The organism is Amycolatopsis sp. cmx-8-4 (assembly GCF_046548675.1).
In the GTDB taxonomy this organism is placed as follows: Bacteria; Actinomycetota; Actinomycetes; order Mycobacteriales; family Pseudonocardiaceae; genus Amycolatopsis.
Map to the genome: position 1 here is coordinate 302296 of NZ_JAEBDZ010000005.1, position 22724 is coordinate 325019.

General features: G+C 71.8%; 24 protein-coding genes. 17 read left to right on the plus strand and 7 right to left on the minus strand.

Annotated features, from left to right (window positions below; all coding sequences use genetic code 11):
- Nucleotides 1–23: 23 nt before the first annotated feature.
- The 5 genes from ACLJQZ_RS12990 (at nucleotide 24) to ACLJQZ_RS13010 (ending at nucleotide 3967) form a co-directional block, all read left to right on the plus strand.
- Nucleotides 24–458, plus strand: a complete 435-nt coding sequence (locus ACLJQZ_RS12990) for an SRPBCC family protein (RefSeq protein WP_247063221.1) — start codon at nucleotides 24–26, stop codon at nucleotides 456–458.
- 4 nt (nucleotides 459–462) lie between these two features.
- Nucleotides 463–1596, plus strand: a complete 1134-nt coding sequence (locus ACLJQZ_RS12995; RefSeq protein ID WP_410620263.1) for an ArsA family ATPase — start codon at nucleotides 463–465, stop codon at nucleotides 1594–1596.
- A 59-nt stretch (nucleotides 1597–1655) separates the two neighbouring features.
- Nucleotides 1656–2009, plus strand: a complete 354-nt coding sequence (locus ACLJQZ_RS13000) for a hypothetical protein (protein WP_410620427.1) — start codon at nucleotides 1656–1658, stop codon at nucleotides 2007–2009.
- 15 nt (nucleotides 2010–2024) lie between these two features.
- Nucleotides 2025–2963, plus strand: coding sequence for an ROK family protein (locus ACLJQZ_RS13005; protein ID WP_247064109.1), 939 nt, complete (start codon nucleotides 2025–2027; stop codon nucleotides 2961–2963).
- A 152-nt stretch (nucleotides 2964–3115) separates the two neighbouring features.
- Nucleotides 3116–3967, plus strand: coding sequence for an NUDIX domain-containing protein (locus ACLJQZ_RS13010; RefSeq protein WP_410620264.1), 852 nt, complete (start codon nucleotides 3116–3118; stop codon nucleotides 3965–3967).
- Here ACLJQZ_RS13010 and ACLJQZ_RS13015 read toward each other — a convergent pair.
- Genes ACLJQZ_RS13015 through ACLJQZ_RS13025 form a run of 3 tightly spaced genes read right to left on the minus strand, consistent with a single transcriptional unit; the run spans nucleotide 3964 to nucleotide 6435 of the window.
- The gene (locus tag ACLJQZ_RS13015; RefSeq protein WP_410620265.1) at nucleotides 3964–5103 is read right to left on the minus strand and encodes a glutamate--cysteine ligase; all 1140 of its coding nucleotides are present in this window, start codon (nucleotides 5101–5103) and stop codon (nucleotides 3964–3966) included. The genes ACLJQZ_RS13010 and ACLJQZ_RS13015 overlap by 4 nt on opposite strands.
- Nucleotides 5104–5113: 10 nt before the next feature.
- Nucleotides 5114–5671, minus strand: coding sequence for a hypothetical protein (locus tag ACLJQZ_RS13020; protein ID WP_410620266.1), 558 nt, complete (start codon nucleotides 5669–5671; stop codon nucleotides 5114–5116).
- Complete coding sequence (locus ACLJQZ_RS13025) at nucleotides 5668–6435, minus strand: alpha/beta hydrolase (RefSeq protein ID WP_410620267.1); 768 nt, start codon at nucleotides 6433–6435, stop codon at nucleotides 5668–5670. The genes ACLJQZ_RS13020 and ACLJQZ_RS13025 overlap by 4 nt, the downstream gene beginning before the upstream one ends.
- Before the next feature lie 212 nt (nucleotides 6436–6647).
- Here ACLJQZ_RS13025 and ACLJQZ_RS13030 point away from each other — a divergent pair, with 212 nt between their 5' ends.
- Nucleotides 6648–7409: a lysophospholipid acyltransferase family protein gene (locus ACLJQZ_RS13030; RefSeq protein WP_410620268.1), complete on the plus strand. Its 762-nt coding sequence runs from the start codon at nucleotides 6648–6650 to the stop codon at nucleotides 7407–7409.
- Nucleotides 7410–7426: 17 nt separating this feature from the next.
- Nucleotides 7427–7915, plus strand: a complete 489-nt coding sequence (locus ACLJQZ_RS13035) for a polyadenylate-specific 3'-exoribonuclease AS (RefSeq protein ID WP_247063239.1) — start codon at nucleotides 7427–7429, stop codon at nucleotides 7913–7915.
- Nucleotides 7916–7985: 70 nt separating this feature from the next.
- On the opposite strand, the gene ACLJQZ_RS13040 is transcribed toward ACLJQZ_RS13035, so the two are convergent.
- Nucleotides 7986–9068 (minus strand): 3-deoxy-7-phosphoheptulonate synthase, encoded by a 1083-nt coding sequence (locus ACLJQZ_RS13040; protein ID WP_410620269.1) that lies wholly within the window; start codon nucleotides 9066–9068, stop codon nucleotides 7986–7988.
- Between the two features lie 289 nt (nucleotides 9069–9357).
- Between ACLJQZ_RS13040 and ACLJQZ_RS13045 the strand changes: the two genes are divergently transcribed.
- A complete protein-coding gene (locus tag ACLJQZ_RS13045) occupies nucleotides 9358–10383 on the plus strand; it encodes a 6-phosphofructokinase (RefSeq protein ID WP_326947560.1) in 1026 nt (341 codons plus the stop codon).
- Between the two features lie 69 nt (nucleotides 10384–10452).
- Here ACLJQZ_RS13045 and ACLJQZ_RS13050 read toward each other — a convergent pair whose 3' ends face one another.
- Together ACLJQZ_RS13050 and ACLJQZ_RS13055 are read right to left on the minus strand one after the other, a co-directional pair.
- Complete coding sequence (locus ACLJQZ_RS13050; protein WP_410620270.1) at nucleotides 10453–11889, minus strand: aromatic amino acid ammonia-lyase; 1437 nt, start codon at nucleotides 11887–11889, stop codon at nucleotides 10453–10455.
- 39 nt (nucleotides 11890–11928) lie between these two features.
- Nucleotides 11929–12414: a group II truncated hemoglobin gene (locus ACLJQZ_RS13055; RefSeq protein ID WP_410620271.1), complete on the minus strand. Its 486-nt coding sequence runs from the start codon at nucleotides 12412–12414 to the stop codon at nucleotides 11929–11931.
- A 67-nt stretch (nucleotides 12415–12481) separates the two neighbouring features.
- Between ACLJQZ_RS13055 and ACLJQZ_RS13060 the strand changes: the two genes are divergently transcribed.
- The gene (locus ACLJQZ_RS13060; RefSeq protein WP_410620272.1) at nucleotides 12482–12823 is read left to right on the plus strand and encodes a winged helix-turn-helix transcriptional regulator; all 342 of its coding nucleotides are present in this window, start codon (nucleotides 12482–12484) and stop codon (nucleotides 12821–12823) included.
- Here the strand turns inward: ACLJQZ_RS13060 and ACLJQZ_RS13065 are convergent.
- Entirely contained in the window at nucleotides 12820–13122 is a 303-nt protein-coding gene (locus ACLJQZ_RS13065; protein WP_410620428.1) for an ArsR/SmtB family transcription factor, read from the minus strand. The two genes, ACLJQZ_RS13060 and ACLJQZ_RS13065, sit on opposite strands and share 4 nt — an antisense overlap.
- A gap of 169 nt (nucleotides 13123–13291) precedes the next feature.
- On the opposite strand from ACLJQZ_RS13065, the gene ACLJQZ_RS13070 reads away from it, so the two are divergent.
- From ACLJQZ_RS13070 to ACLJQZ_RS13105, 8 genes are all read left to right on the plus strand, one after another.
- A complete protein-coding gene (locus tag ACLJQZ_RS13070) occupies nucleotides 13292–14521 on the plus strand; it encodes a glycoside hydrolase family 18 protein (RefSeq protein ID WP_410620273.1) in 1230 nt (409 codons plus the stop codon).
- A gap of 77 nt (nucleotides 14522–14598) precedes the next feature.
- Entirely contained in the window at nucleotides 14599–15264 is a 666-nt protein-coding gene (locus ACLJQZ_RS13075; protein ID WP_410620274.1) for a DUF2461 domain-containing protein, read from the plus strand.
- 83 nt (nucleotides 15265–15347) lie between these two features.
- Entirely contained in the window at nucleotides 15348–16772 is a 1425-nt protein-coding gene (pyk, locus tag ACLJQZ_RS13080) for a pyruvate kinase (protein WP_410620275.1), read from the plus strand.
- Between the two features lie 36 nt (nucleotides 16773–16808).
- Nucleotides 16809–17705 carry an acyl-CoA thioesterase gene (locus ACLJQZ_RS13085; RefSeq protein WP_247063257.1) on the plus strand — a complete coding sequence of 299 codons (897 nt, stop codon included), beginning with the start codon at nucleotides 16809–16811 and terminating at the stop codon, nucleotides 17703–17705.
- A 379-nt stretch (nucleotides 17706–18084) separates the two neighbouring features.
- Nucleotides 18085–18987 carry a helix-turn-helix domain-containing protein gene (locus ACLJQZ_RS13090; protein WP_410620276.1) on the plus strand — a complete coding sequence of 301 codons (903 nt, stop codon included), beginning with the start codon at nucleotides 18085–18087 and terminating at the stop codon, nucleotides 18985–18987.
- A gap of 14 nt (nucleotides 18988–19001) precedes the next feature.
- Nucleotides 19002–19217, plus strand: coding sequence for a DUF397 domain-containing protein (locus tag ACLJQZ_RS13095; protein WP_410620277.1), 216 nt, complete (start codon nucleotides 19002–19004; stop codon nucleotides 19215–19217).
- Nucleotides 19218–19410: 193 nt separating this feature from the next.
- Nucleotides 19411–19620, plus strand: a complete 210-nt coding sequence (locus ACLJQZ_RS13100; RefSeq protein ID WP_247063269.1) for a hypothetical protein — start codon at nucleotides 19411–19413, stop codon at nucleotides 19618–19620.
- Nucleotides 19621–19680: 60 nt separating this feature from the next.
- The gene (locus ACLJQZ_RS13105; RefSeq protein ID WP_410620278.1) at nucleotides 19681–22707 is read left to right on the plus strand and encodes a helix-turn-helix transcriptional regulator; all 3027 of its coding nucleotides are present in this window, start codon (nucleotides 19681–19683) and stop codon (nucleotides 22705–22707) included.
- The last annotated feature ends 17 nt before the right edge of the window (nucleotides 22708–22724 follow it).

Consider the following 22724-nt stretch of genomic DNA (forward strand, 5'->3'; position numbering starts at 1 on the left):
GCAGCGGCGGCTACGCTTCGTCCATGGCCGAGCAGTCCACACAGTCCATCGAGGTCGACGCCGAGCCCAGCCGGGTGATGGCTGTGATCGCCGACTTCCCCGCCTACCCGGAATGGGCCAAGGCCGTCCGGCAGACCGAGGTCCTGGACACCGACGCCGGAGGCCGGGCCAAGCAGGTCAAGCTGACCCTCGACGCGGGCCCGATCAAGGACGTCTACACCCTTGAGTACGAGTGGGACGGCGACGGCCTCGGCGTCAGCTGGCACCTGGTCAAGGGCCAGATGCAGAAGGCGCAGAACGGCCGGTACGCGCTCGAGGACCTCGGCGGCCGCACCCGCGTGACGTACACGCTTTCGGTGGAACTGGCGCTGCCGATGATCGGGTTGCTCCGCCGCAAGGCCGAGAAGATGGTCATGGACACCGCGCTCAAGGAGCTCAAGAAGCGGGCCGAGGGGTAACCACGTGCGGATCCTGCTGTTCACCGGCAAGGGGGGTGTCGGGAAGACCACGCTGGCCGCGGCCACCGGCGCCGCGCTGGCCGGCCGCGGCAGGAAGACCCTCGTCGCGTCCACGGACCCGGCGCACTCGCTCGGCGACGCCTTCGGCCACACTCTCGGCGCCGAACCGTCCGAAGTGGACGCACTCCTTTCCGCCGTCCAGATCGACTCCCGGACGCTCGTCGACACGACCTGGCACCAGCTGCGCGCCGAGCTGCGGACGACGTTGTCCGGCGCCGGGTTCGACACCCTCGACGCCGAAGAGCTGACCGTGCTCCCGGGCGTCGACGAGCTGCTCGCGCTGAGCGAGGTCCGGCGGCTGGCCGAGCACGGCCCGTGGGACACCATCGTCGTCGACTGCGGCCCGACGGCCGAGACGCTGCGGCTGCTGGCGCTGCCCGAAGCCGTTTCCGGCTACCTGACCAGGGTGTTCGGCCGGCGCGGCCGGGTCACCGACTCCGTGCGCCGCCTCGGCACGCACCTGGAAGGCCTGCGCGCGCTGCTCACCGAGCCGTCGGTGACCACCGTCCGGCTCGTCCTGACGCCCGAACGGGTCGTCGTCGCCGAAGCCCGGCGCACGCTCAGCTCGCTCGCCCTGCGTGGCATCGCCGTCGACGGCCTGATCGCCAACCGGCTGATGCCCGCGCCCGGGATCTGGCGCGGTGGCGCCGCGTCGTGGCTGCGCACCCGCCGCACCCAGCAGGACACCGTGCTGGCCGAGCTGATCGCGGCCGGGTTCACGCGGGTCGCCCGCGTCGAGCACCGGGCCGTCGAACCGGTCGGGCTGCCCGCGCTGCTGGCGATCGCCGACGAGCTCTACGGCGACAGCGACCCGCTGGCCGGCGACGGCACCCCGGTCACCCCGCTGCTGCGGGTCCGGCCCGCGCCCGGGGGCTACACGCTGCGCGTCGCGATCCCGCTGGGGCGGGACGCCGAAGTGGACCTCGCTCGCGTCGACGACGACCTGGCGATCACCGTGGACGGCTTCCGCAGGCTCATCGCCCTGCCGGAGTCGCTGCGGCCGTGCCGGATCACCGGCGCGGAATCCGACGCCGACGGCCTGCTCGTGAGCTTGGCCGGGAACCGGGGCCGCGGGTGAGCGAAGAAGAGGTCACCGACGGGGTGCGCCTGGCCGAGGAGCTCCGGCTGCTCGTCGAGATGGTCGTCGAGAAGGCCGCGCCGTGGCTCGAAGGCGTGGTCGCGGCCGGGCACGGCGACCCTGACCAGGCGAAACCCGAGGCCTCGGCGTGCGGGTGGTGTCCGCTGTGTGCGATCGTCGCCGTGGTGCGGGGTGAGCGGCCCGAATTCGTGGCTCGCTTGCTGGAACAGCTGGCCCAGCTGGTGGCGTTGTTGCGTGCGGTGCTCGCGGATCGCTGGGAGCCGGACGAGGGCGTCCACATGCCCGGGTTCCGGCCCGCACCGCGACCACCGGCGGATGCGACGGCGTCGGCGAGGGTGCAGCACATCACCGTCCGCAGACGGGACGAGTGGCGGCCGGATCGGGAGAGCTGAGTGCGGACGATAGGGGTGGACGTCGGCGGGACGAGCATCCGGGCCGGTGTGGTGGACGAGCGCGGCTCGCTGCTCGACACGGCCCGGGTCTCGACGCCGACGGAGGAAGGCGCCCTCGAGGACGCCATCGCGGGCGTGATCGAGGACCTGCGCAACCGGCACGAGGTGGCGGCGGTCGGCCTGGCCGTCGCGGGCTTCGTCGCGCGTGACCGCCGGTCGGTGATGTTCGCACCGCACCTGGCGTGGCGCGGCGCGCCGGTCGCCGACCGGATCGAGAAGCGCGTCGGCCTGCCGGTGCTGCTGGAGCACGACGTCAACTCGGCGATCGTGGGCGAGCACCGGTTCGGCGCGGCCCGCGGCGCCCAGATCGCCGCGCTGGTGGCGCTCGGCACCGGGATCGGCGCCGGCCTGCTGCTGGACGGCAAGCTGTACCGCGGCGCGTACGGCGTCGCCCCCGAGCTGGGTCACCTGACGGTGGTCCGCGGCGGGCGGGCGTGCCCGTGCGGCAAGTACGGCTGCTGGGAGCGTTACTGCAGCGGAACGGCCCTCGCCGCGACGGCGGTGGAGCTGCTCGCGCGGCACCCGGGCCGCTCCACGGTGCTGGCCCCGCAGGTCGCGGGCGACCCGGGTTCGGTGACGGGCCGGCGAGTGGCGGGCGCGGCCCGCGACGGCGACCCGATCGCCCAGCTGGCCATGGCCGAGCTGGCCAAGTGGCTGGGCGAGGGCCTCGCCCTGGTCGCGGACGTCTTCGACCCGGAGATCATCGTGATCGGCGGCGGCGTCTCGGAGTCGGCCCCGCTGTTCCTGGACGAGGCCCGCGAGCACTACGCGGGCGCGATCACCGGCGCGAGGCACCGCCCGCTGGCCCGGATCCGCACCGCCCACCTGGGCGACGACACGGCGATCGTCGGCGCGGCGGCCCTGGCGGTGGAGGCGGCCAAGACCCCGGTCTGATCTCGAGCCGCCGGCGGCGTGTTGGCCGTTCCGGTCACTGTGTTGGCTACTCCGGGCGGCGTGTTGGCCGTTCCGGTCACCGTGTTGGCCACTCCGGGCGGTGTGATGTCCGTTCCGTGGACTCCGTCGGCGAGTGTGCCAAGGTGGATGGGGTGAGCCTGCCGTCCGCCAGTGTCTTCGTCCGGTGTTCCTGCGGGCGGCTGCACTGGGGCCGGTACGGCGCCGCCGGGTTGCTGCTCTTCGACCCGGCTCGCGGGGTGCTGCTGCAGCGCCGGGCCTGGTGGGTGCACAACGGCAGCACCTGGGCCCTGCCCGGCGGGGCGATCGAAGCGGGAGAGACCGCCGTCGACGCGGCCGCGAGGGAAGCCTTCGAAGAGGCGGCGATCCCGGCTGACGCGTTCCGGGCGCTTTCCGCCTCCGTGGTGGACCATGGCGACTGGAGCTACACGACCGTTCTGGCGCTGGCCGACAACGTCGACGCCACGGTCGCGAACCCCGAGAGTGCGGAGGTGCGCTGGGTGGACCCCGACGACGTCCCGGGTTTCCGGCTGCACCGCGACTTCGCGGCGGCCTGGCCGGCGTTGCGGCCGCGGGTCGGGCAGGAGCTGGTGCTGGTCGTCGACGCGGCCAACGTCGTCGGCTCGCGGCCGGACGGCTGGTGGCGCGACCGCCACGGCGCCACCGAGCGCCTGCGCGACCAGCTCACCCGGCTCGCCGAAACCGGCCTCGAAGACCCCGACGATCCCGCGCTGACCTGGTGGCCGCGGGTGATTCTGGTGGTCGAGGGCAAGGCCGGCGGGGTGCAGCCGGCGAAGGGCGTCGAGGTCGCGGCGGCCGACACCGACGGCGACGCGAAGATCGTCGAGGTCGCCGGGCAGCACCGCGAGGCGAAGGTCCTCGTCGCGACGGCCGACCGCGAACTGCGCGGCCGCGTCGAGGCGCTCGGCGCGTCCTCGATGGGCCCCGGCACGCTGCGGACCCAGCTGGACCGGCTCAGTCCTTAGTCTTTGAGGATCCCGTCGCGCATCTCCGCGACCAGCGACGCGACGACGGCCTTGAGGCTGCCCTTGTGCCGCGTCGCGACCGCCCGCTGCCGCTGGTAGCTCGGCCCGTACTCCAGGATCGTCTCGACGTCGCGCAGCTCGGCCTCGCAGCCCAGCCGCCGCGCCACCGGCTGCAGCCGGTCCAGCAGGTCGGCGACGTCGTCGGTGACCAGCCGCTCGCGCCCGGCCGCGTCCAGGATGACGATCGCGTCGGTGCCGTAGCGCGCCGCGCGCCACTTGTTCTCCTGGACGTGCCACGGCGGCAGCGACGGCAGGATCTCGCCGTCGTCGAGGCGCTCGCTGAAGTCGTCGACCAGGCACTGGGTCAGCGCCGCGATCGCGCCGACCTCCTCCAGCGTCGGCAGCCCGTCGCAGACCCGCATCTCGATCGTGCCCAGCTGGGGTGACGGCCGGATGTCCCAGCGGATCTCCGAGAAGCTGTCGATCACGCCGGTGGTGAACATGTCCTCGACGTAGTTCTCGAGCTCGGCCCACTTCCGGAACTGGAACGGCAGCCCGGCGGTCGGCAGCTGCTGGAAGATCAGCGCGCGGTTCGAGGCGTACCCGGTGTCCTCGGCGCCCCAGTACGGCGACGACGCCGACAGCGCCTGCAGGTGCGGCGCGTAGTTGAGCAGCGCGTCGAGCACCGGCAGGACCTTCTCGCGGTGGTCGAGCCCGACGTGGATGTGGACGCCGTAGATCAGCATCTGCCGGCCCCACCACTGGGTGCGATCGATCAGCTTGGCGTAGCGCGCCTTGTCGGTGACCTTCTGCTGGTACCAGTTCGAGAACGGGTGCGTGCCGGCCGAGAACATCTCGACGCCGAGCGGGTCGGCGACGTCGTGCACGACGTCGAGGGACTCGTTCAGGTCCGCCTTGATCTCGCCGATCGTCTCGCAGACGCCGGTGATGATCTCGATGGTGTTGAGCAGCAGCTCCTGCTTGATCTTCGGGTGCTCGGCCGCGCCGTCCGGGCGCACGGCGTCGAGGATCCGCTCGGCGGTCGAGGACAGGTCGCCGCTGCGCCGGTCGACCAGGCCCAGCTCCCACTCCACGCCGACGGTGGAGCGCCGTGAAGGCGTGAATTCGATGTTCATCGACGTCCGGTCAGACCTGCGCGCCGGTGCTCGGGTCGGCGCCCGGCGGCGGGCCCTGCCGCACGCGCAGCAGCAGCAACGCGATCGACGTCGCCAGCGCGAGGATGCCCAGCGGTGTCGCCACCGTCGGGCCCACGCCGATCACGCCGGGCAGGATCAGCAGGAACAGCCCGGCCAGGAACAGCAGCAGGATGAGGAACGCGCCCATCTTCGGCCGCGGCAACGGCGGCGGGTCCGGCGGGACGAAGTGCTCGTCGTCCTCCGCCGGGTCGTCGGAGAACATCGTGCTGTCCCACGTGGTGCCCCCCGACCGCCAGCCGGTGTCCGGCGGGTCGGCCGCGGCGGGCGGCTTCGGCTCGGCCGGCCGGTCCGGGGCCTTGCGGGGCTCGCTCTCCTCGGCCACCCCGCGGCCCGCGGCACTGCCGGCGGCACCACCGGCGCTGTCGGCGTTGTCCGCGGTGTCGGCGGTGTCCAGCTCGGGGAGCCCGAACCCGCCGGCCCGCAGGTCGGCGACGATCTCGGCGAACGTCGCGTCGACGTCCTCCGGCCCGTCCTTCCCGCGGCTCATGCGGTCTCCTCCGCTTGCCCGGCGTGCGCCTTCGCGAACTCGACGCTGCGGGTGAAGATCAGTTCCGCGTCGTTGTCCTGGGTCGCCACGTGATAGCTGTTCTCCAGCACGACTTCGGTGACGTCGGCGCTCGAGATCCCGGCCAGCACCAGCCGCGAGTTCTCCGGCTCGACGACGTGGTCGACCGCCGAGTGCAGCAGCAGCACCGGCTGCGTCACCTTCGGCAGGTCGGCGCGCACGAGCGCCCACAGCTTCGCCAGGCTCGCCGCGGCCCGCACCGGTGTCCGCGGGTAGGCCAGCTCGGTCTCGCCCGGCTTCTTGATGTCGTTCGCGATCGCCGGCACCGACGGCACGATCCTGCCCAGCACCGGCAGCAGCTTCGTGTCCCACTTCAGCCGCGTCACCGACGGGTTGACCAGGACGATCCCGGCGATCCGGTCGCCGAACTCCTCGGCCAGGCGCAGCGTGAGCGTCCCACCCATCGAGAGCCCGCCGACGAAGACGGTCTTGCACGTCGACAGCAGCTCGAGGAGCGCTTCGCGGACCGCGCCGTACCAGTCCTGCCACGTCGTGCGGTTGAGGTCGGGCCAGCGGGTGCCGTGGCCCGGCAGCAGCGGGCAGCGCACGGTGAACCCGGCCTCGGCGAGGTGGTCCCCCCAGGCCCGCATGCTCGCCGGGGTACCGGTGAACCCGTGGCAGAGCAGGAACCCGGTCTCGGCCGAACCGGTGTGGCCGAACGGTTCCGCGCCGGCGAGCACGCCCATGCGATCGCCTTCCGTGTGAGCGGTGTAGACCGTCCATGCTCTCACGGGTCGAGGGCGTTGTGGGGGTCCGCCCGGACCCGTAATTCTCTGTGAGATCGATCGCTGCCCGGCGGGTATCCGGGTGGTCGCCGTTGTGCGGAGGCCACCCGGCTTCGTAGTCTGGTCGACGCGGGTGACAGGGGCTACAGCTGCGATGGAGGACTGAGGCACCGGTGCTGTACTGGCTCACGAAGTGGGTGTTCATCGGTCCGCTGCTCAAGACGCTGTGGCCGACCAAGGTCGTCGGGGCGGAGAACATCCCCGAGACCGGCGGCGCGATCCTCGCGGGCAACCACCTCGCGGTCGCCGACTCGTTCTTCATGCCGCTGCGGGTCAAGCGCAAGGTGACCTTCCCGGCCAAGTCCGAGTACTTCACCGAGCCGGGCTTCAAGGGCCTGCTCAAGAAGTGGTTCTTCACCGGCGTCGGCCAGTTCCCGATCGACCGCTCGGGCGGCAACGCGGCCCAGGCCGCGCTCGACACCGCGACCCGGCTGGTCAAGGCCGGCCACCTGCTCGGCATCTACCCCGAGGGCACCCGCTCCCCGGACGGCCGGCTGTACAAGGGCAAGACCGGCGTCGCCCGGATCGCCCTGGACTCCGGCGGTGTCGTCGTCCCGGTGGCGATGATCGGCACCGACAAGGTCAACCCCATCGGCTCGAAGATGTGGTGGCCGCGCCGCCTCGAGGTCCGCTTCGGCAAGCCCCTCGACTTTTCGCGGTACGAGGGCCTCGCGGGCGACCGCTTCATCGAGCGGTCGATCACCGACGAGATCATGTACGCGCTGATGGAGCTGTCCGGCCAGGAGTACGTCGACATCTACGCGGCGAAGGCGAAGGAACTGCTCGCCGCGGAGGCCGCCGGAGCCAAGCCGAAGGTGCCGGCGCAGCCCACCGCGCGGGACGCGACCCGGGTGCCCGACAGCAGGGTCGGCTAGCCCACTAGGGTTCACCGGTGCGTTTTTTCTACGACACCGAGTTCATCGAGGACGGCGTGACGATCGACCTGGTGTCGATCGGTGTCGTTGACGAGCGTGGCCGCGAGTTCTACGCGGTCTCCACGGACTTCGACCCGGCTCGTGCCGGGGCGTGGGTCCGCGACAACGTGCTGCCGAAGCTGCCCTCACCCGCCGACCCGGCTTGGCGCAGCCGCGAGAAGATCCGCGCCGACCTGCTGGAGTTCTTCGGGAAGCCGCCGGGCGGGATCGAGCTGTGGGCCTGGTTCGCCGCCTACGACCACGTCGCGCTCGCGCAGCTGTGGGGCCCGATGCCGGCCCTGCCGCGGCAGCTGCCGCGGTTCACCCGCGACCTGCGCCAGCGCTGGGAGGACGCCGGAAAGCCGAAGCTCCCGGCGGCCCCGACCGACCAGCACGACGCCCTCGCGGACGCCAAGCACAACCTGGCCCGCTGGGACGTCATCGAGTCGTACTTCCCCCGCCGCTAGAGCTCTGCGCCCGAATCCGTGAATGGCACATCGAGGGACTCAGAGTCCCTCGATGTGCCATTCACGGCTTTCAGCGGCGGGTGCGGACGGCTGTGGCCAGCTCGTCCAGCAGGGGAGCGGTGTCGTCCCAGGACATGCAGGCGTCCGTGATCGACTGGCCGTAGGTCAGCTGCTCGGGGTGGCCCAGGTCCAGCTCCTGGCGGCCGCCCGCGAGGAAGCTCTCCATCATCAGGCCGACGATGCCGCGCTCGCCCGATCCGATCCGCGCCGCCAGCTCGCGGACCACCGCCGCCTGGCGGACGTGGTCCTTGCCGCTGTTGCCGTGGCTCGCGTCGATGATCACCCGCTCCGGCAGGCCCGACTTCGCCAGCCGGGCCAGGGTGCCGGTGACCGTCTCGGCGTCGTAGTTGGGGCCGCCCGCGTGGCCGCGCAGGATCACGTGGCAGTCCGGGTTGCCCGACGTCGTGAGCAGCGCCGCCAGCCCGTCGGTGTTGATACCGGGGAACACGTGGCTCGCCGCGGCCGCGCGGGTCGCGTCGACCGCGACCTGGACGTCGCCCTCGGTCGAGTTCTTGATGCCGACCGGCATCGACAGCGCGCTGCACAGCTGGCGGTGCACCTGGCTGGCCGCGGTCCGCGCGCCGATCGAGCCCCACGTGACGATGTCGGCGATGAACTGCGGCGTGATCGGGTCGAGGAACTCGCAGCCGACCGGCAGGCCCAGCTCGGAGACGTCGAGCAGCAGCCGGCGCGCCATCCGGAGGCCCTTGTTGACGGCGAAGGTGCCGTCGAGGTCCGGGTCGTTGATCAGGCCCTTCCAGCCCAGCGTGGTGCGCGGCTTCTCGAAGTACACGCGCATCACGACGTGCAGCTCGCCGCGCAGCTCTTCGGCCTTCTCGGCGAGGCGGCGGCCGTAGTCGAGGGCGGCTTCGGGGTCGTGCACCGAGCACGGGCCGACGACGACGAGCAGCCGGTCGTCCCGGCCTTCGAGGATGTCGACGGTTTCGGCGCGTCCGTGCTGCACGACCTTGGCGACGGCGGCGTCGACCGGATGATCCTCGCGCAGCATCGCGGGCGAGATGAGCGGACTGATCGACGTGGTGCGCGCGGCGTCGAGGTCACCGATGGCGGCCGGGCCTGCGGAGAGCGTCATGGCGGGGGGTGTTCCTTCCTGATGGACACCGACCCGCGCGGGGGACCCTCGCCGAGCCGGTAGGAAATCCGGCTCGGGGGTGGAGGTCAGCGCAGGTTCACGCCGCCGTGCCCACCCGGGGCCGGCTTCGTAAACCAGTAATAGCGCTGCACGTGACCAAGTTAGCACAACGACGGCGCGGACCGATTCGGCAGGTGGTACGGGCTGCACCGATCCAGACGAAGCCAGCTACGCTTGGCCCTGGCGAAATGTGACTGTCATCTCCAGCGAACACAAACGGAGGATTCTCATGCGTGTCGGTGTGCTGACCGGCGGCGGCGACTGCCCGGGTCTCAACGCGGTCATCCGCGCGGTGGTCCGCAAGGGCATCGAGGTGCACGGCTGGGACTTCGTCGGCTTCCGCAACGGCTGGAACGGCCCGCTGACGGGCGACAGCCGTCCGCTCGGCCTCAACGACGTCGAGGACATCCTCACCCGCGGTGGCACCATCCTGCGCTCGTCGCGGACCAACCCGTACAAGGTCGAGGGCGGCGTCGAGCAGATCAAGAAGGTCCTCGCCGAGCAGGGCGTCGACGCGCTGATCGCGATCGGCGGCGAGGACACCCTCGGCGTCGCGAAGCGCCTGACCGACGACGGCGTCGGCGTCGTGGGCGTGCCCAAGACGATCGACAACGACCTGGGCTCCACCGACTACACGTTCGGCTTCGACACCGCGGTCTCCATCGCGACCGAGGCGATCGACCGGCTGCACACCACCGCCGAGTCGCACCACCGCGCGCTGGTCGTCGAGGTCATGGGCCGGCACGCCGGCTGGATCGCGCTGCACTCCGGCCTGGCCGGCGGCGCGAGCGTGATCCTGGTGCCGGAGCGGGCTTTCGACGTCGACCAGGTCGTCTCCTGGGTCGAGCGCCGCTTCGAGAAGGAGTTCGCGCCGATCATCGTCGTGGCCGAGGGCGCGCTGCCCGAGGGCGGCGAGGAAAGCCTGCTCACCGGCGAGAAGGACGCCTTCGGGCACGTCCGTCTCGGCGGCATCGGCACCTGGCTGGCCGACGAGATCGCGAAGCGCACCGGCAAGGAGTCCCGCGCGGTCGTGCTGGGCCACGTCCAGCGCGGCGGCACGCCGACCGCGTACGACCGCGTGCTCGCGACCCGCTTCGGCCTGCACGCCGTCGACGCGGTGGCCGACGGCGACTTCGGCGTCATGGTCGCCCTGAAGGGCACCGACATCGTCCGCGTGAAGCTCTCGGAGGCGACCGCCGAGCTGAAGACGGTCCCGACCGAGCGCTACGAAGAGGCCGAAGTCTTCTTCGGCTGAGTCTGGGTCTTAAGCCGTGAGGGGCACCCTCAGGGACACCACGTCCCTGAGGGTGCCCCTCACGGCGTTTCAGATGCGGGACAGGGTGTCCAGGACCGTGATCGCGCGGGCGATGTCGTCGGTCAGCGGGCGGTCGTCGGTGCTCTCGTCCAGGACCTCGGACGCGACGTCGAAGGCGTCGCGCACCGGGAGGTCGACCAGGTCGGCGTCCCGCATCCGCAGCGCGCGGACCGCCGCGACCAGCTCGCAGGCCAGAACCTGCTGGTACGACGTGCAAGCCGCCGTCGCCGCGCGGGCCGCCTGGGTCGAGAAGCTCGCGTGGTCCTCGATGCCGCGCGACACGACGGCCGTGCCGAGCGTCGCCGGCAGCGCCGCCTGACGCAGTTCCGTGAGCGCGTCGTGCGCCACGTACTCCAAGATCATCACGCCCGAGCTGCCCGCCGGGCCGGCCGCGAGGAACGGGCGCAGGCCGGTGAACTCCGGCTCGACGAGGTCGCCGAGGCGCGCCACCGACAGCTCCGCCACCTGGTGCACCGTCGCGCGGGCCTGGTCCAGGGCCGTCGACACGTACGCCGTGTGGAAGTGCGCGTGGTGGTAGGCGTCGCCGTGCACCGTCGAGATCATCGGGTTCTCGGTGCTCGCGTTGATCTCGATGGCGAGCACGTCGCGCAGGTAGTGGATCGCGTCCAGCGCCGGGCCCTGGACCTGCGGGAACGCCCGCAGCCCGAACGGGTCCTGGATCCGCCGCCCCGGCTTCGGCGTCTGGTGCATGCCGAGCAGCCGCCGCATTTCCGCCGCGCAGGCGACCTGCCCGGCGTGCGGCCGCGCTTCGTGCACCGGCGTCGCGTACGCCTCGGGGTTGCCGTCGAGCGCGACGTAGGTCAGCGCGGCGATCGCGTGGCTGGCCCGGGTCAGGGTGTCCAGCCGCATCGCGGCCAGCGTCGCCTCGGCCAGCGTCGCGGCGTTGCTGCTCATGAACGCCAGCGCGTCGCCCGCGACCACCGGTACCGGCGGGACGTGCCCGGCGAGCCAGTCGCGTTCGCCGGTGAGCGCCAGCGCCGTCTCGGCCAGCGGCGCCAGGTCGCCGGTGCCGATCGCGCCGAGCCGGTGCACCAGCGGCCGCGCGCCGGTGCGGACGGCCTCGGCCAGCGCGCCGATCAGCTCGGGGCTGATCCCGGACCGCCCCGCGAGGAGCTGGTTGAGCCGGATCAGCATCATCCCGCGGACCTGGCCGGGCGGCATCGGGTCGCCGCTGCCGCCCGCGTGGCTGCGCAGCAGGCGCAGCCCGTGTTCCTTCGAGCTCGCGACCGTGTCGTCCTTGTTGGCCCCGACGCCGGTGGTCCGGCCGTAGACCACCCGCCGCGTGCTGAGCTCCTCGGCGAGCTTCCAGGCGTGCTCGGCGCCGCGCAGCGCGGCGATCGAGACGTCGATACCCAGCGGTCCCTCGGTGCGCGCCGCCGTCACGACGTCCGCGCACCGCAGGGTCCGACCGTCCACCCGGATCAAGGGCAGCCTCCTTTCGACTGACTGCCCTTCACTATGCGGCTAGGGCGCCGGTGGCTGCCAGGGCGGCATCGGCCAGTCCCAGTGCGGGACGGGCTCGTGCAGGTTCGGCTCGGCCCCGGGCGCGGAGAAGATCACGGCCAGCCGGCTGCCCCACTCGAGGTAGCCGGCGAACGCGGCGCGGAACTCCGGGTCGCCCGGCAGGCCGGCCTCGTCGGCGGCGTCGAGCAGCAGCGTGACCCAGCGGCGGCGCTGCGGCTCGGTAATGCCGCGCCCGAGGTGGCGGCCGATCATGTGGGCGTGCCCGCCGTGGCCGGCCGAGTAGGCGGCCGGCCCGCCGAAGACCTCACCGAGCCAGACCGCGACGTGCTCGGCGTGGTGCGGGGCCATCTGCCGGAACACCGGCTCGAGCAGCGGGTCTTCGAGGACGTGGCCGTAGAAGATCGTGAGGAGCTTCACGAGGGCTTCGTGGCCGCCCGCCCACTCGTAGAGGGTGGGCGTGGCGGGCGGGTTTTCTGGCACGATCACCCGGCAAGGCAACCAGCGGCGGCCCGGTCGGGCAACCACGTACTTTCCGGTGCGCAGGGGGAACGGGATGAAGCGTTACCACTGCGCGACGGAGCTGGCGGTCGACCTGATCGGCGGCAAGTGGAAGCCGGTGATCCTCGCGCACCTCAAGGAGGGCGCCCACCGCTACGGCGAGCTGCGCCGCCGGATGCCGGGGGTGAGCGAGAAGATGCTGACCCAGCAGCTGCGCGAGCTGGCGGCGGACGGCATCGTCCGCCGCGAGGAGCGCGCCGGCCGCGTCCCGCACGTCGAGTACCACCTGACGGCGGTGGGGGAGGAGCTGCGCCCGGCGCTCACGGCGCTCTACGAGTGGGGCGAGCGCCGCGCGGCGGACCAGGGCATCACGTTCGAGCCGCCACCGGCTGACTAGGGCGTCTCATCCAGCCGCCGTTCCAGCGCGTCGAGGCGGTCCGTCCAGAAGCGACGGTAGGGCGCGAGCCAAGCGTCCACTTCGGCCAGTGGTTCCGGACGCAGCGCGTAGCACCGGCGCTGGGCCGCGACCCGGACCGTCACGAGCCCCGCTTCGCGCAGGACCCGCAGGTGCTTGGACACCGCGGGCTGGCTGAGGGCCAGCTCGTCGACGAGCTCGCCGACCGAGCGTTCGCCGTCCCGGAGCAGGTCGAGGATGGTGCGCCGGCGGGGTTCGGCGAGGACGTCGAAGGTCTGCATCACCCCGGAAATGTGCCCCGACGGGCATATGCCTGTCAAGGAATGCGCACCTACTCTCGTCGGGCAGCTGGTCTGAACCATTGACCTAGTGGTCTAGTCCACTTACGGTGAGTGTGGTCTCCACCACGTTGTCCCCATTGGTTGTCAGAAATTCTCCGAGGGAGAAGGCATGTCCCGTTTCCGCAGGAAGAGCTTCTCTGCGCTGCTGACCCTGGCGGCCGCCGCGGGTCTCGTCGCGGCCGGTTCGGCGGTCCCCGCCGTCACCGCCACCGCGACGGCCGCGACCGAAGCCTCCGTCGGCAAGGTGGTCGGTTACTTCACCGAGTGGGGGGTCTACGACCGCAACTACCACGTCGAGAACATCGAGACGTCGGGCTCGGCGAGCAAGCTGACGCACATCAACTACGCGTTCGGCAACGTCACCAACGGCGGCTGCGCGATCGGCGACGCCTACGCCGACTACCAGAAGACCTACGACGCCGCGGGCAGCGTCGACGGCGTCGCCGACACCTGGGACCAGCCCCTCGCCGGCAGCTTCAACCAGCTCAAGAAGCTCAAGGCCAAGCACCCCGGCCTCAAGGTGATCTGGTCGTTCGGCGGCTGGACCTGGTCGGGCGGCTTCGCGCAGGCCGCGAAGAACCCCACGGCGTTCGCGAACTCCTGCTACAACCTGGTCAACGACCCGCGCTGGGCCGGCGTCTTCGACGGCATCGACATCGACTGGGAGTACCCCAACGCCTGCGGCCTGACCTGCGACACCAGCGGGGCCGCCGCGTACAAGAACGTGATGGCCGCGCTGCGCGCCAAGTTCGGCTCCTCGAAGCTCGTCACCGCGGCGATCACGGCCGACGGCACCAGCGGCGGCAAGATCGACGCCGCCGACTACGCGGGCGCCGCGCAGTACGTCGACTGGTACAACGTGATGACCTACGACTACTTCGGCGCCTGGGCCGCGCAGGGTCCGACGGCCCCGCACTCGCCGCTGAACAGCTACTCGGGCATCCCGACCGCCGGCTTCTACTCCGACGCGGCGATCCAGAAGCTCAAGAGCAAGGGTGTCGCGGCGGGCAAGCTGTTGCTGGGCATCGGGTTTTACGGCCGCGGCTGGACCGGCGTCAGCCAGGCCGCCCCGGGCGGCACCGCGACCGGCGCGGCGCCCGGCAAGTACGAGCAGGGCATCGAGGACTACAAGGTGCTGAAGACGTCCTGCCCGGCGACCGGCACCGTCGCGGGCACCGCGTACGCCAAGTGCGGCAGCAACTGGTGGAGCTACGACACCCCCTCGACCATCGCGGGCAAGGTGAGCTACGCCAAGACCCAGGGCCTCGGCGGCGCGATGTTCTGGGAGCTCTCGGGTGACACCACCAACGGCGAGCTGATCACGGCCGTCGCGAAGTAACCGGGCTTCCCCGGCGGGACCGACAGCGCGGGGGGACCGGCGGGAAACCGTCGGTCCCCCCGATTATCGTTCCCGCCGTGACGTTCAACGGATTCGGCGAGTACGCCGTCGACTTCTTCGACGGCCTCGTCGAGGACAACTCCAAGCCCTACTGGGACGACCACGTCGACGTCTACAAGGCCGACGTCCGGGCGCCGATGGAGGCCCTGCTCGACGAGCTCAAGGGCGAGTTCGGCGACGGCCTCGGCGAGCCCAAGGTGTTCCGCCCCTACCGGGACGTCCGGTTCGCCAAGGACAAGACGCCCTACAAGACCCACTGCGGCGGCGTGCTCGAACAGGGCCGCGGCGGCGGCGCCTACTACGTCGAGGTCGGGCCGGACGGCCTGCGCGTCGGCGGCGGGTGCTTCCACCTCGCGTCCGACCAGCTCGCCCGGTTCCGCCAGGCCGTCGACACCGACCTGCACGGCGAAGCGCTCCAGAAGATCATCAAGAAGCTCGAGCGCGCCGGCTGGACGGTCGCCGGCGACCGGCTGAAGTCGAAGCCGCGTGGCTTCGACGCCGAGCACCCGCGCCTCGACCTGCTGCGCTACCGCTCGGTGTACGCCGTGCGCACCTGGGAGCCGGACGACGTCCTGCACGAGCGGGGTGCCCTCGACCGCGTGCGGAAGTCGTGGCGGCAGCTGCGCGAGTTCAACGAATGGGCCCGTGACCGGGTCGGCCCGAGTGAGCAGCCGCGCCGCTGACGCCTGAGGTTTCTGAACCGTTTCTCTGAACTTTTCGGGATCGGTACAGACGAACGCGCCGACAGGGTCTACGCTATGCGAACGTGAGCCGACGCGCGAAGATCGTTTGTACCCTTGGCCCCGCCACCGCCACCCCGGAGAAGATGCGGGCACTCGTGGACGCGGGCATGGACGTGGCGAGGATGAACTTCTCCCACGGCAGCCACGGCGACCACAAGCAGGTCTACGACCTGATCCGGGACGCCGCCGCCGCGAGCGGCCGGGCGGTCGGCATCCTCGCCGACCTGCAGGGCCCGAAGATCCGCCTCGGCACCTTCGCCGGCGGGCCGGTCGAGTGGGACACCGGCGACATCGTCCGGATCACCGTCGAGGACGTCGCCGGCACCCACGACCGGGTCTCCACGACCTACAAGGGCCTGGCCAAGGACGCCAAGCCCGGTGACCGCCTGCTGGTCGACGACGGCAAGGTCGGCCTGGTGGTCAAGGAGGTCGACGGCCAGGACGTGGTCTGCGAGGTCACCGAAGGCGGCCCGGTCAGCAACAACAAGGGCGTCTCGCTGCCCGGCATGGACGTCTCCGTCCCGGCCATGTCCGAGAAGGACATCGAGGACCTCGAGTTCGCGCTCGAGCTGGGCGTCGACTTCATCGCGCTGTCCTTCGTCCGCTCGCCGGCCGACATCGACCTGGTCCACCAGGTGATGGACCGCGTCGGCAAGGGCCGGCTGCCGGTCGTCGCGAAGATCGAGAAGCCCGAGGCCGTCTACAACCTCGAGGCCATCGTGCTGGCCTTCGACGCGGTGATGGTCGCCCGCGGCGACCTCGGCGTCGAGCTGCCGCTGGAGCAGGTCCCGCTGGTCCAGAAGCGCGCCATCCAGATCTGCCGCGAGAACGCGAAGCCGGTCATCGTCGCGACGCAGATGCTCGAGTCGATGATCAACAACTCCCGGCCGACCCGCGCCGAGGCCTCCGACGTCGCGAACGCCGTCCTCGACGGCGCCGACGCGCTGATGCTGTCCGGCGAGACCAGTGTCGGCCGGTACGCGATCGAGGTCGTTCAGACGATGGGCCGGATCATCGAGGCGGTCGAGACCGACTCGCCGGTCGTCCCGCCGCTGACGCACGTCCCGCGCACCAAGCGTGGCGTGATCTCCTACGCGGCCCGCGACATCGGCGAGCGGCTCAACGCGAAGGCCCTGGTCGCCTTCACGCAGTCCGGCGACACCGTGCGCCGCCTGGCCCGGCTGCACACGCGGCTGCCGCTGCTGGCGTTCACGCCCGAGGACTGCGTCCGCAGCCAGCTCTCGATGACCTGGGGCACCACCACCCAGATCGTGCCGCGGGTGGAGTCCACGGACCAGATGATCCAGCAGGTCGACCACTCGATGCTGGAGATGGGCAAGTACCAGAAGGGCGACCTGGTCGTCATCGTGGCCGGCTCCCCGCCGGGCACCGTCGGGTCGACCAACCTGATCCACGTCCACCGCCTTGGTGAAGACGACCACGCGTAAGGGACGTCGGGGACGTCGACCACATAGGGTCTGGCCATGACTGAAATGGCCAGAGCGGCCGCCACCGAGCTGGAGATCCCGGGTGGCGGCCAGCCGGTGCTGGACCGCTTGGTGGCGTTGCTCGACCTCGAGAAACTCGAGGAGAACTTCTTCCGCGGCGTCTCGCCCGCCCACTCGCCGGTCCGCGTGTTCGGCGGGCAGGTGGCCGGGCAGGCGCTGGTCGCGGCCGGGCGCACGGTGCCCGACGAACGCCGGGTCCACTCGCTGCACGCGTACTTCATCCGCGGCGGCGACCCGAGCGTGCCGATCGTCTACGAGGTCGACCGGATCCGGGACGGCCGCTCGTTCACGACCCGCCGGGTCGTGGCGATCCAGCACGGCAAGGCGATCTTCTCGCTCTCGGCGTCCTTCCAGAAGGACGAATCGGGCATCGATCACGCCGAGGCGATGCCGGAGGGCGTGCCCGCGCCGGAGTCGCTGCCGACGCTGATGGAACGCGCCGAGGGCTACGCGATCGGCGCGCACAGCCGGCCGCGGCCGATCGACCTGCGCTACGTCAACGACCCGCCGTGGGTCACCCGCCAGACCGGCGAGCCGCCCGCCCGCAACCAGGTGTGGATGCGCGCCGACGGCAAGCTGGGCGACGACCAGCTGCTGCACGTGTGCGTGCTGACCTACGCCTCCGACATGACGCTGCTGGACTCGGTCCTCGCGCGCCACGGCGTCTACTGGGACACCGACAAGGTGCTCGGCGCGAGCCTCGACCACGCGCTCTGGTTCCACCGGCCCTTCCGCGCCGACGAGTGGTTCCTCTACGACAGCGCGTCACCGACCGCCTCCGGAGCACGCGGTCTGGCCACCGGCCGGTTCTTCGGCGCGGACGGCACCCTCATCGCCACGGTCGTCCAAGAAGGACTCCTGCGCGTCCTCTGAACGCGGACGGGAAATCACCCTTACGGGCGACAAATAGTCAGCGTATTCAACGCCGGAATAGGGCATATGGGCCGGGGAAGGGGGCCGGGACCGATCGGGGGACGGCCCCGGACCCCTTCTCCGAATGACCACGCGGCGGACCGCGAAGTCATCGTCTACGCTGCTCAACAGGCCGGACCGGGCCTGAGGGCCGAACGACCCGGGTCCGTACCGCGTCCTGTCGCAGTGCAGAGTGCGAGGATACAAGAGCATTCTGCAAATTGCAGGTTCGCCGCGCGCGACGGGTCGGGAATCGGTGCGGTGTTAATGCTCCACTGTCCTGGTTAGATACTGGGAGCAAGCGAACGGCTACGACGCCGTCGACATCCGGAGGTGCCGAATGGCCAGGGGACAGAGCCCCACGGTTCGCCGCCGGAGGCTCGCCGGCGAGCTGCGCCGGCTCCGCGAGGCCGCGGACCTCACCATCGACGAGGTCGGTGAGAAGCTCGAGTGCTCGGCGTCGAAGATCAGCCGGATCGAGACCGGCCACGTCGGGGTCACCCCGCGTGACGCGCGGGACATGCTGGCGCTCTACGGGATCATCGGCGACGAGCAGGAGGCGCTCGTCCAGCTGGCCCGCGAAGCCCGCAAGCGCGGCTGGTGGCACGCCTACAACGAGGTCTTCACCGGCACGTTCGTCGGGCTCGAAGCCGACGCGAGCTCGCTGCGCGCGTTCCAGGCCCTGCTCGTGCCGGGCCTGCTGCAGACCGAGCGGTACGCCCGCGCCGTGATCCGGGCCCTGCGCCCGGACGCCGAGGAAGCCGAGATCCGCCGTCGCGTCGCCGCGCGGATGGCGCGTCAGGAGCTGTTGTCGGACACGCCGCCGCCGGAGTACTGGGCCGTCATCGACGAGGCCGTGCTGCACCGGGTCGTCGACACCCCCGAGGTGATGGCCGAACAGCTCTACCGGATGGTCGCCGTCGCCGAGAAGCCGAACGTGACCATCCAGGTGGTGCCGTTCCATGCCGGCGCGCACCCCGGCATGGAAGGCCCCTTCCTGATCATGGGGTTCCCGGAGCAGGCCGACCCGGACGTCGTCTACGTCGACGACAGCACGTCCAGCGGCCTCTACCTGGAGGAACCCACAGACGTCCGGCGCTACGGGCTGATGTTCGACCATCTGCGCGCGGCGGCACTGAAACCGGACGACTCGGTGGAGCTGATCGCCGAGGCGGCCGGGCGGTTCGCCGAACGGGCGGCCGTTCCGGCGGCAGTGCACCATCTGGATCCGAGGACACAGTGAGGGAGTTGGGAACCATGGAATCCGAGCTTTCCGGAGAGCTTTCCGGCGCGCGGTGGCGCAAGAGCAGCCACAGCGGTGGCGGCAACGACTGCGTCGAGGTCGCGTTCGTCACCGGGGGTGCCGCGGTGCGCGACTCGAAAGACCCCGAAGGTGGTGCTTTCCGCCTGCCCGCATCCGGTTGGCGGGGGCTGCTGGCCGCGGTGCGGCCGGGCGGCCCCGCGCGCGACTGAGGCGAGTTCGAGGACTGAGGCGTTTCGAAGACTGAGGCGGTTTCGAAGACCCCTTACCCCCGCCGAGCTGGGCTCGGCCGGGAGTAAGGGGTCTTTCCGCGTCAGGGGTACGTGATCACCCGATGTCTGAGGGATCCCCTCAGGACGACTCTGAGTGCTACCAACCGGTGACCTCAGGAACAAGGTGAACACGATGCACAGCGATCTGCTTCTGGACGCGGTCCGGGCCGAAGCGGCCTACCGGGCCGAGGAACTCCACAAGGCCGGGCGCAGCGCCTGGGCCGCCCGCGCCCGCCGCGCCGTCCGCCACGTACGGGCCGGGCGCAGCGTCGTCGACGTCCCGGCGCAGGAGCGCCGGGAGGTGTCGCGGGAGACCGCGGCCGTCGGCGAGACCGCCCGGTAGGGGCGGGTGATGGTGTCCAAGGCGATAAGCGTGCGGAACTTGTCGGTGGGGTGAGCAACAATGCTGCTTGTGCCCCGACTCGGCTCCGGAATCCCGCTCGTCGCCCGTACCCACGAGATGCGGCGGCTCCGCGCCGCCTTCGCCCGGGCCGACCGGGGCGAAGCCGGCGCGGCGCTGCTCTCGGGGGACGCCGGGGTCGGCAAGACCCGGCTGCTGACCGCGCTCGCCGAGCACGTTGCCGCGTGCGGTGCGCTGGTGCTCACCGGCCGCTGCATCGACGTCCGCGAAGGCGGTCTTCCTTATCTTCCCTTCGCCGAAGCGCTCGCCCCGCTCGGCACCGCGACGGAACCGGCGATCGCCGCCGCCGTGCGGGCCCGGCCCGCGCTCGGCCGGCTGCTGCCGCAGGGCCAGGGCCTCGAGGAGCCCCGGGCGGCCGAGCACGCCCCGATGACCTCGAACGACCGCGAGACGATGGTGCGTCCCCGGCCGGAGCAGGATCTCGGTCAGCTGCAGTTGTTCGACGCGGTACTGGGGGTGCTGACCGAGATCGCCGAGTCCCGGCCGGTGGTGATCCTGCTGGAGGACCTCCACTGGGCCGACGCCTCGACCCGCAACCTGCTGTCGTTCCTGCTCAGCCGGCTGCGCGCGCAACGGCTCCTGGTCGTGGGCAGCTATCGCGAGGAGGACGTCCACCGGCGGCACCCGTTGCGCGGCCTCCTCGCGGAGCTGTTCCGGCTCGCCACCGTCGAGCGCGTCGACCTGCAGCCGTTCGGCACCGCCGACGCGCGCACGTTCGTCGAGGCGCTGGCCGACGAGCCGCTCCCGGCCGATGTCGTCGCCGACATCGTCAGCCGCTCCGAGGGCAACCCGTTCTTCGCCGAGGAGCTGCTCGCGACCAAGACCGAGTGCAACGACCTGCCCGCTGGCCTGGCCGAGGTGCTGCTCTCCCGGTTGGAGCGGCTTTCGCCGGACGCCCGCCGCGTCGTGCGCGTCGTGTCGGTCGCGAACGAGCCCGTGATGCACGCGGCCCTCGCCGAGATCTCCGCGCTCGGCGAGCTGGAGCTGGACGAAGCGCTGCGCGAGGCCGTCCAGCACCACGTGCTGGTGGTGATGCCGGACGGCGCCTACTGGTTCCGGCACGCGTTGCTGCAGGAAGCGGTGTACGGCGACCTGCTGCCGGGGGAGCGGTCGCGCACGCACGCGGCCTACGCGACGCGGATCCGGTCGCGGCCACAGGGCCGTGGGCACGACGCGAAGCTGGCCTATCACTCGATGCAGAGCAGCGACCTGGTCACCGCGCTGCCGGCGTTGCTGCGCGCGATGGACGAGGCCGAGAAGCTGGGCGCGCCCGGGTCGGCGCTGCGGCACGTCGAGCAGGCACTGTCCATCTGGGACGCCGTCCCGGCCGCCGACCGGCCCGAGGGGTTCGACGAGCTGCGGCTGCTGCACGAGGCGTCGTACTTCGCGGGCACGTCCGGCGAGCCCGAGCGGGCCGCCGCGTTCGCCCGCTCGGCCACCCAGGCCCTGACCGCCGGCGGCCCGGCCGACCGCGCGGCGAAGACGTGGCGGCGGCTGGCGGAAGCGCTGCTGGCGCTGGAAGGCACGCTCGACGAGGCCGTCGCGGCGATCGACCGCGCGTGGGACCTGGTCAAGGACACCGAACCCAGCGGCACCCGCGCGTGGGTGCTGGCCAGCCGGGCCGGGTTCCTGCGGCTGCTCGACCAGCCGGACGCGGCGCTGGACAGCGCGCTCACCGCGGTCGCCGACGCGCGGGAGGTCGACGCGGCCGGGGCGGAGGCGTCGGCGCTGGTCACCCTGGGCACGCTGGCCGACTCGGCGGGCGACGCCGCGGAGGCGCGCGAACGTTTGCGCCAGGCCGAGCGCAAGGCGCGTGACTCCGGGGCGCTGAACACCGAGATCCGCGCGACCTACTTCCTCGCCCTGAGCCACGACGACCAGGCCGAGTTCGCCGAGGCACTCGAACACGCCTCACGCGGGTTCGCCCGGGCCGAAGAGTCCGGGCTCAGCTGGAGCGTCTACGGCCTGGAGCTGCGGGCGCGGCAGATGACCCTGCGGTACCTGATGGGCGACTGGCCGGACGAGAGCGCCGGGCGGGCCGGGCGCGGGGTGTCCGGCGCGGTCGCCGCGCGGATCCTCGCCATCTGGTCGCTGTTCGTCGTCGCCCGCGGCCGGTTCGACGAGGCCGCGAAGCTCGTCGCCGGGCTGCGGCAGCACTGGACGGCGGACATGCAGATCCCGCTGTCCGCCGGGGACGCCGGCATCGAGCTGGCCTACTGGCGTGGTGACCACCAAGCCGCGGTGAAGCAGGCGGAAGACCTCATCGGCTGGCTCGAACGGATCGAACCCGGTCTATTGCCCGGCATCCGGGTGGCCGCGCTCGGCACGACCGCCGCGGCCGCGCTGGCCGCCGAGGCCCGGATCCGCGGTGACGCGGCGGCCGTCGACGCCGCGCTGGCGGCGGGGGAGCGGATGCTGGCGCACGGCCGGATGTGCGCGATCGTCGGGCAGCCGCGCTCGGGGACGCTCGGGCCGGAAGGCCGGGCCTGGCTGGCCCGGCTGGAAGCGGCGGCGTCCGGCCTGAGCGGCAAGGGCGACCCGGAGAAGTGGGCGGCCGCGGCGGCCGCGTTCGGCTACGGCGCGGTCTACGAGCAGGCGATCTGCCGCCGGCACGAGGCGGAAGCCCTCCTGCTGGCCGACGACGTCGACCAGGCCCGGGCCGCCCTGGAAGCGGCCCACGCGGTGGCGACCCGGCTGGGCGCGATCCCGCTGCGGGACGCCGTCCGCGACCTCGCGCACCGCGCGCGGGTGGACCTGCCGGGCGTGGAACCGGCGGCCCCGGCCCGCACGGTCGTCGACCCGCTGACCGACCGCGAGCGCGACGTCCTCGAGCGCGTGGCGCAGGGCCGCACGAACCGCCAGGTCGGCGAGGAGCTGTACATCAGCGAGAAGACGGTCAGCGTCCACCTGTCCCGGGTGATGGCGAAACTCGGCGCGAGCCGCCGCGCGGAAGCGGTGGCGATCGCCTACGACCGAGGCCTGCTCACAGCTCCCACCGCACACGCGTGACCAGAGGGTCGACACGC

What these genes read in the sequence shown, in the direction of transcription:
- ACLJQZ_RS12990 (WP_247063221.1), top strand. Translation starts at nt 24, where the DNA reads ATGGCCGAGCAGTCCACACAGTCCATCGAGGTCGACGCCGAGCCCAGC.
- ACLJQZ_RS13000 (WP_410620427.1), top strand. Translation starts at nt 1,656, where the DNA reads ATGGTCGTCGAGAAGGCCGCGCCGTGGCTCGAAGGCGTGGTCGCGGCC.
- ACLJQZ_RS13015 (WP_410620265.1), bottom strand. Translation starts at nt 5,103, where the DNA reads ATGAACATCGAATTCACGCCTTCACGGCGCTCCACCGTCGGCGTGGAG.
- ACLJQZ_RS13020 (WP_410620266.1), bottom strand. Translation starts at nt 5,671, where the DNA reads ATGAGCCGCGGGAAGGACGGGCCGGAGGACGTCGACGCGACGTTCGCC.
- ACLJQZ_RS13025 (WP_410620267.1), bottom strand. Translation starts at nt 6,435, where the DNA reads ATGGGCGTGCTCGCCGGCGCGGAACCGTTCGGCCACACCGGTTCGGCC.
- ACLJQZ_RS13040 (WP_410620269.1), bottom strand. Translation starts at nt 9,068, where the DNA reads ATGACGCTCTCCGCAGGCCCGGCCGCCATCGGTGACCTCGACGCCGCG.
- ACLJQZ_RS13045 (WP_326947560.1), top strand. Translation starts at nt 9,358, where the DNA reads ATGCGTGTCGGTGTGCTGACCGGCGGCGGCGACTGCCCGGGTCTCAAC.
- ACLJQZ_RS13060 (WP_410620272.1), top strand. Translation starts at nt 12,482, where the DNA reads ATGAAGCGTTACCACTGCGCGACGGAGCTGGCGGTCGACCTGATCGGC.
- ACLJQZ_RS13065 (WP_410620428.1), bottom strand. Translation starts at nt 13,122, where the DNA reads ATGCAGACCTTCGACGTCCTCGCCGAACCCCGCCGGCGCACCATCCTC.
- ACLJQZ_RS13070 (WP_410620273.1), top strand. Translation starts at nt 13,292, where the DNA reads ATGTCCCGTTTCCGCAGGAAGAGCTTCTCTGCGCTGCTGACCCTGGCG.
- ACLJQZ_RS13085 (WP_247063257.1), top strand. Translation starts at nt 16,809, where the DNA reads ATGACTGAAATGGCCAGAGCGGCCGCCACCGAGCTGGAGATCCCGGGT.
- ACLJQZ_RS13090 (WP_410620276.1), top strand. Translation starts at nt 18,085, where the DNA reads ATGGCCAGGGGACAGAGCCCCACGGTTCGCCGCCGGAGGCTCGCCGGC.
- ACLJQZ_RS13095 (WP_410620277.1), top strand. Translation starts at nt 19,002, where the DNA reads ATGGAATCCGAGCTTTCCGGAGAGCTTTCCGGCGCGCGGTGGCGCAAG.
- ACLJQZ_RS13100 (WP_247063269.1), top strand. Translation starts at nt 19,411, where the DNA reads ATGCACAGCGATCTGCTTCTGGACGCGGTCCGGGCCGAAGCGGCCTAC.
- ACLJQZ_RS13105 (WP_410620278.1), top strand. Translation starts at nt 19,681, where the DNA reads ATGCTGCTTGTGCCCCGACTCGGCTCCGGAATCCCGCTCGTCGCCCGT.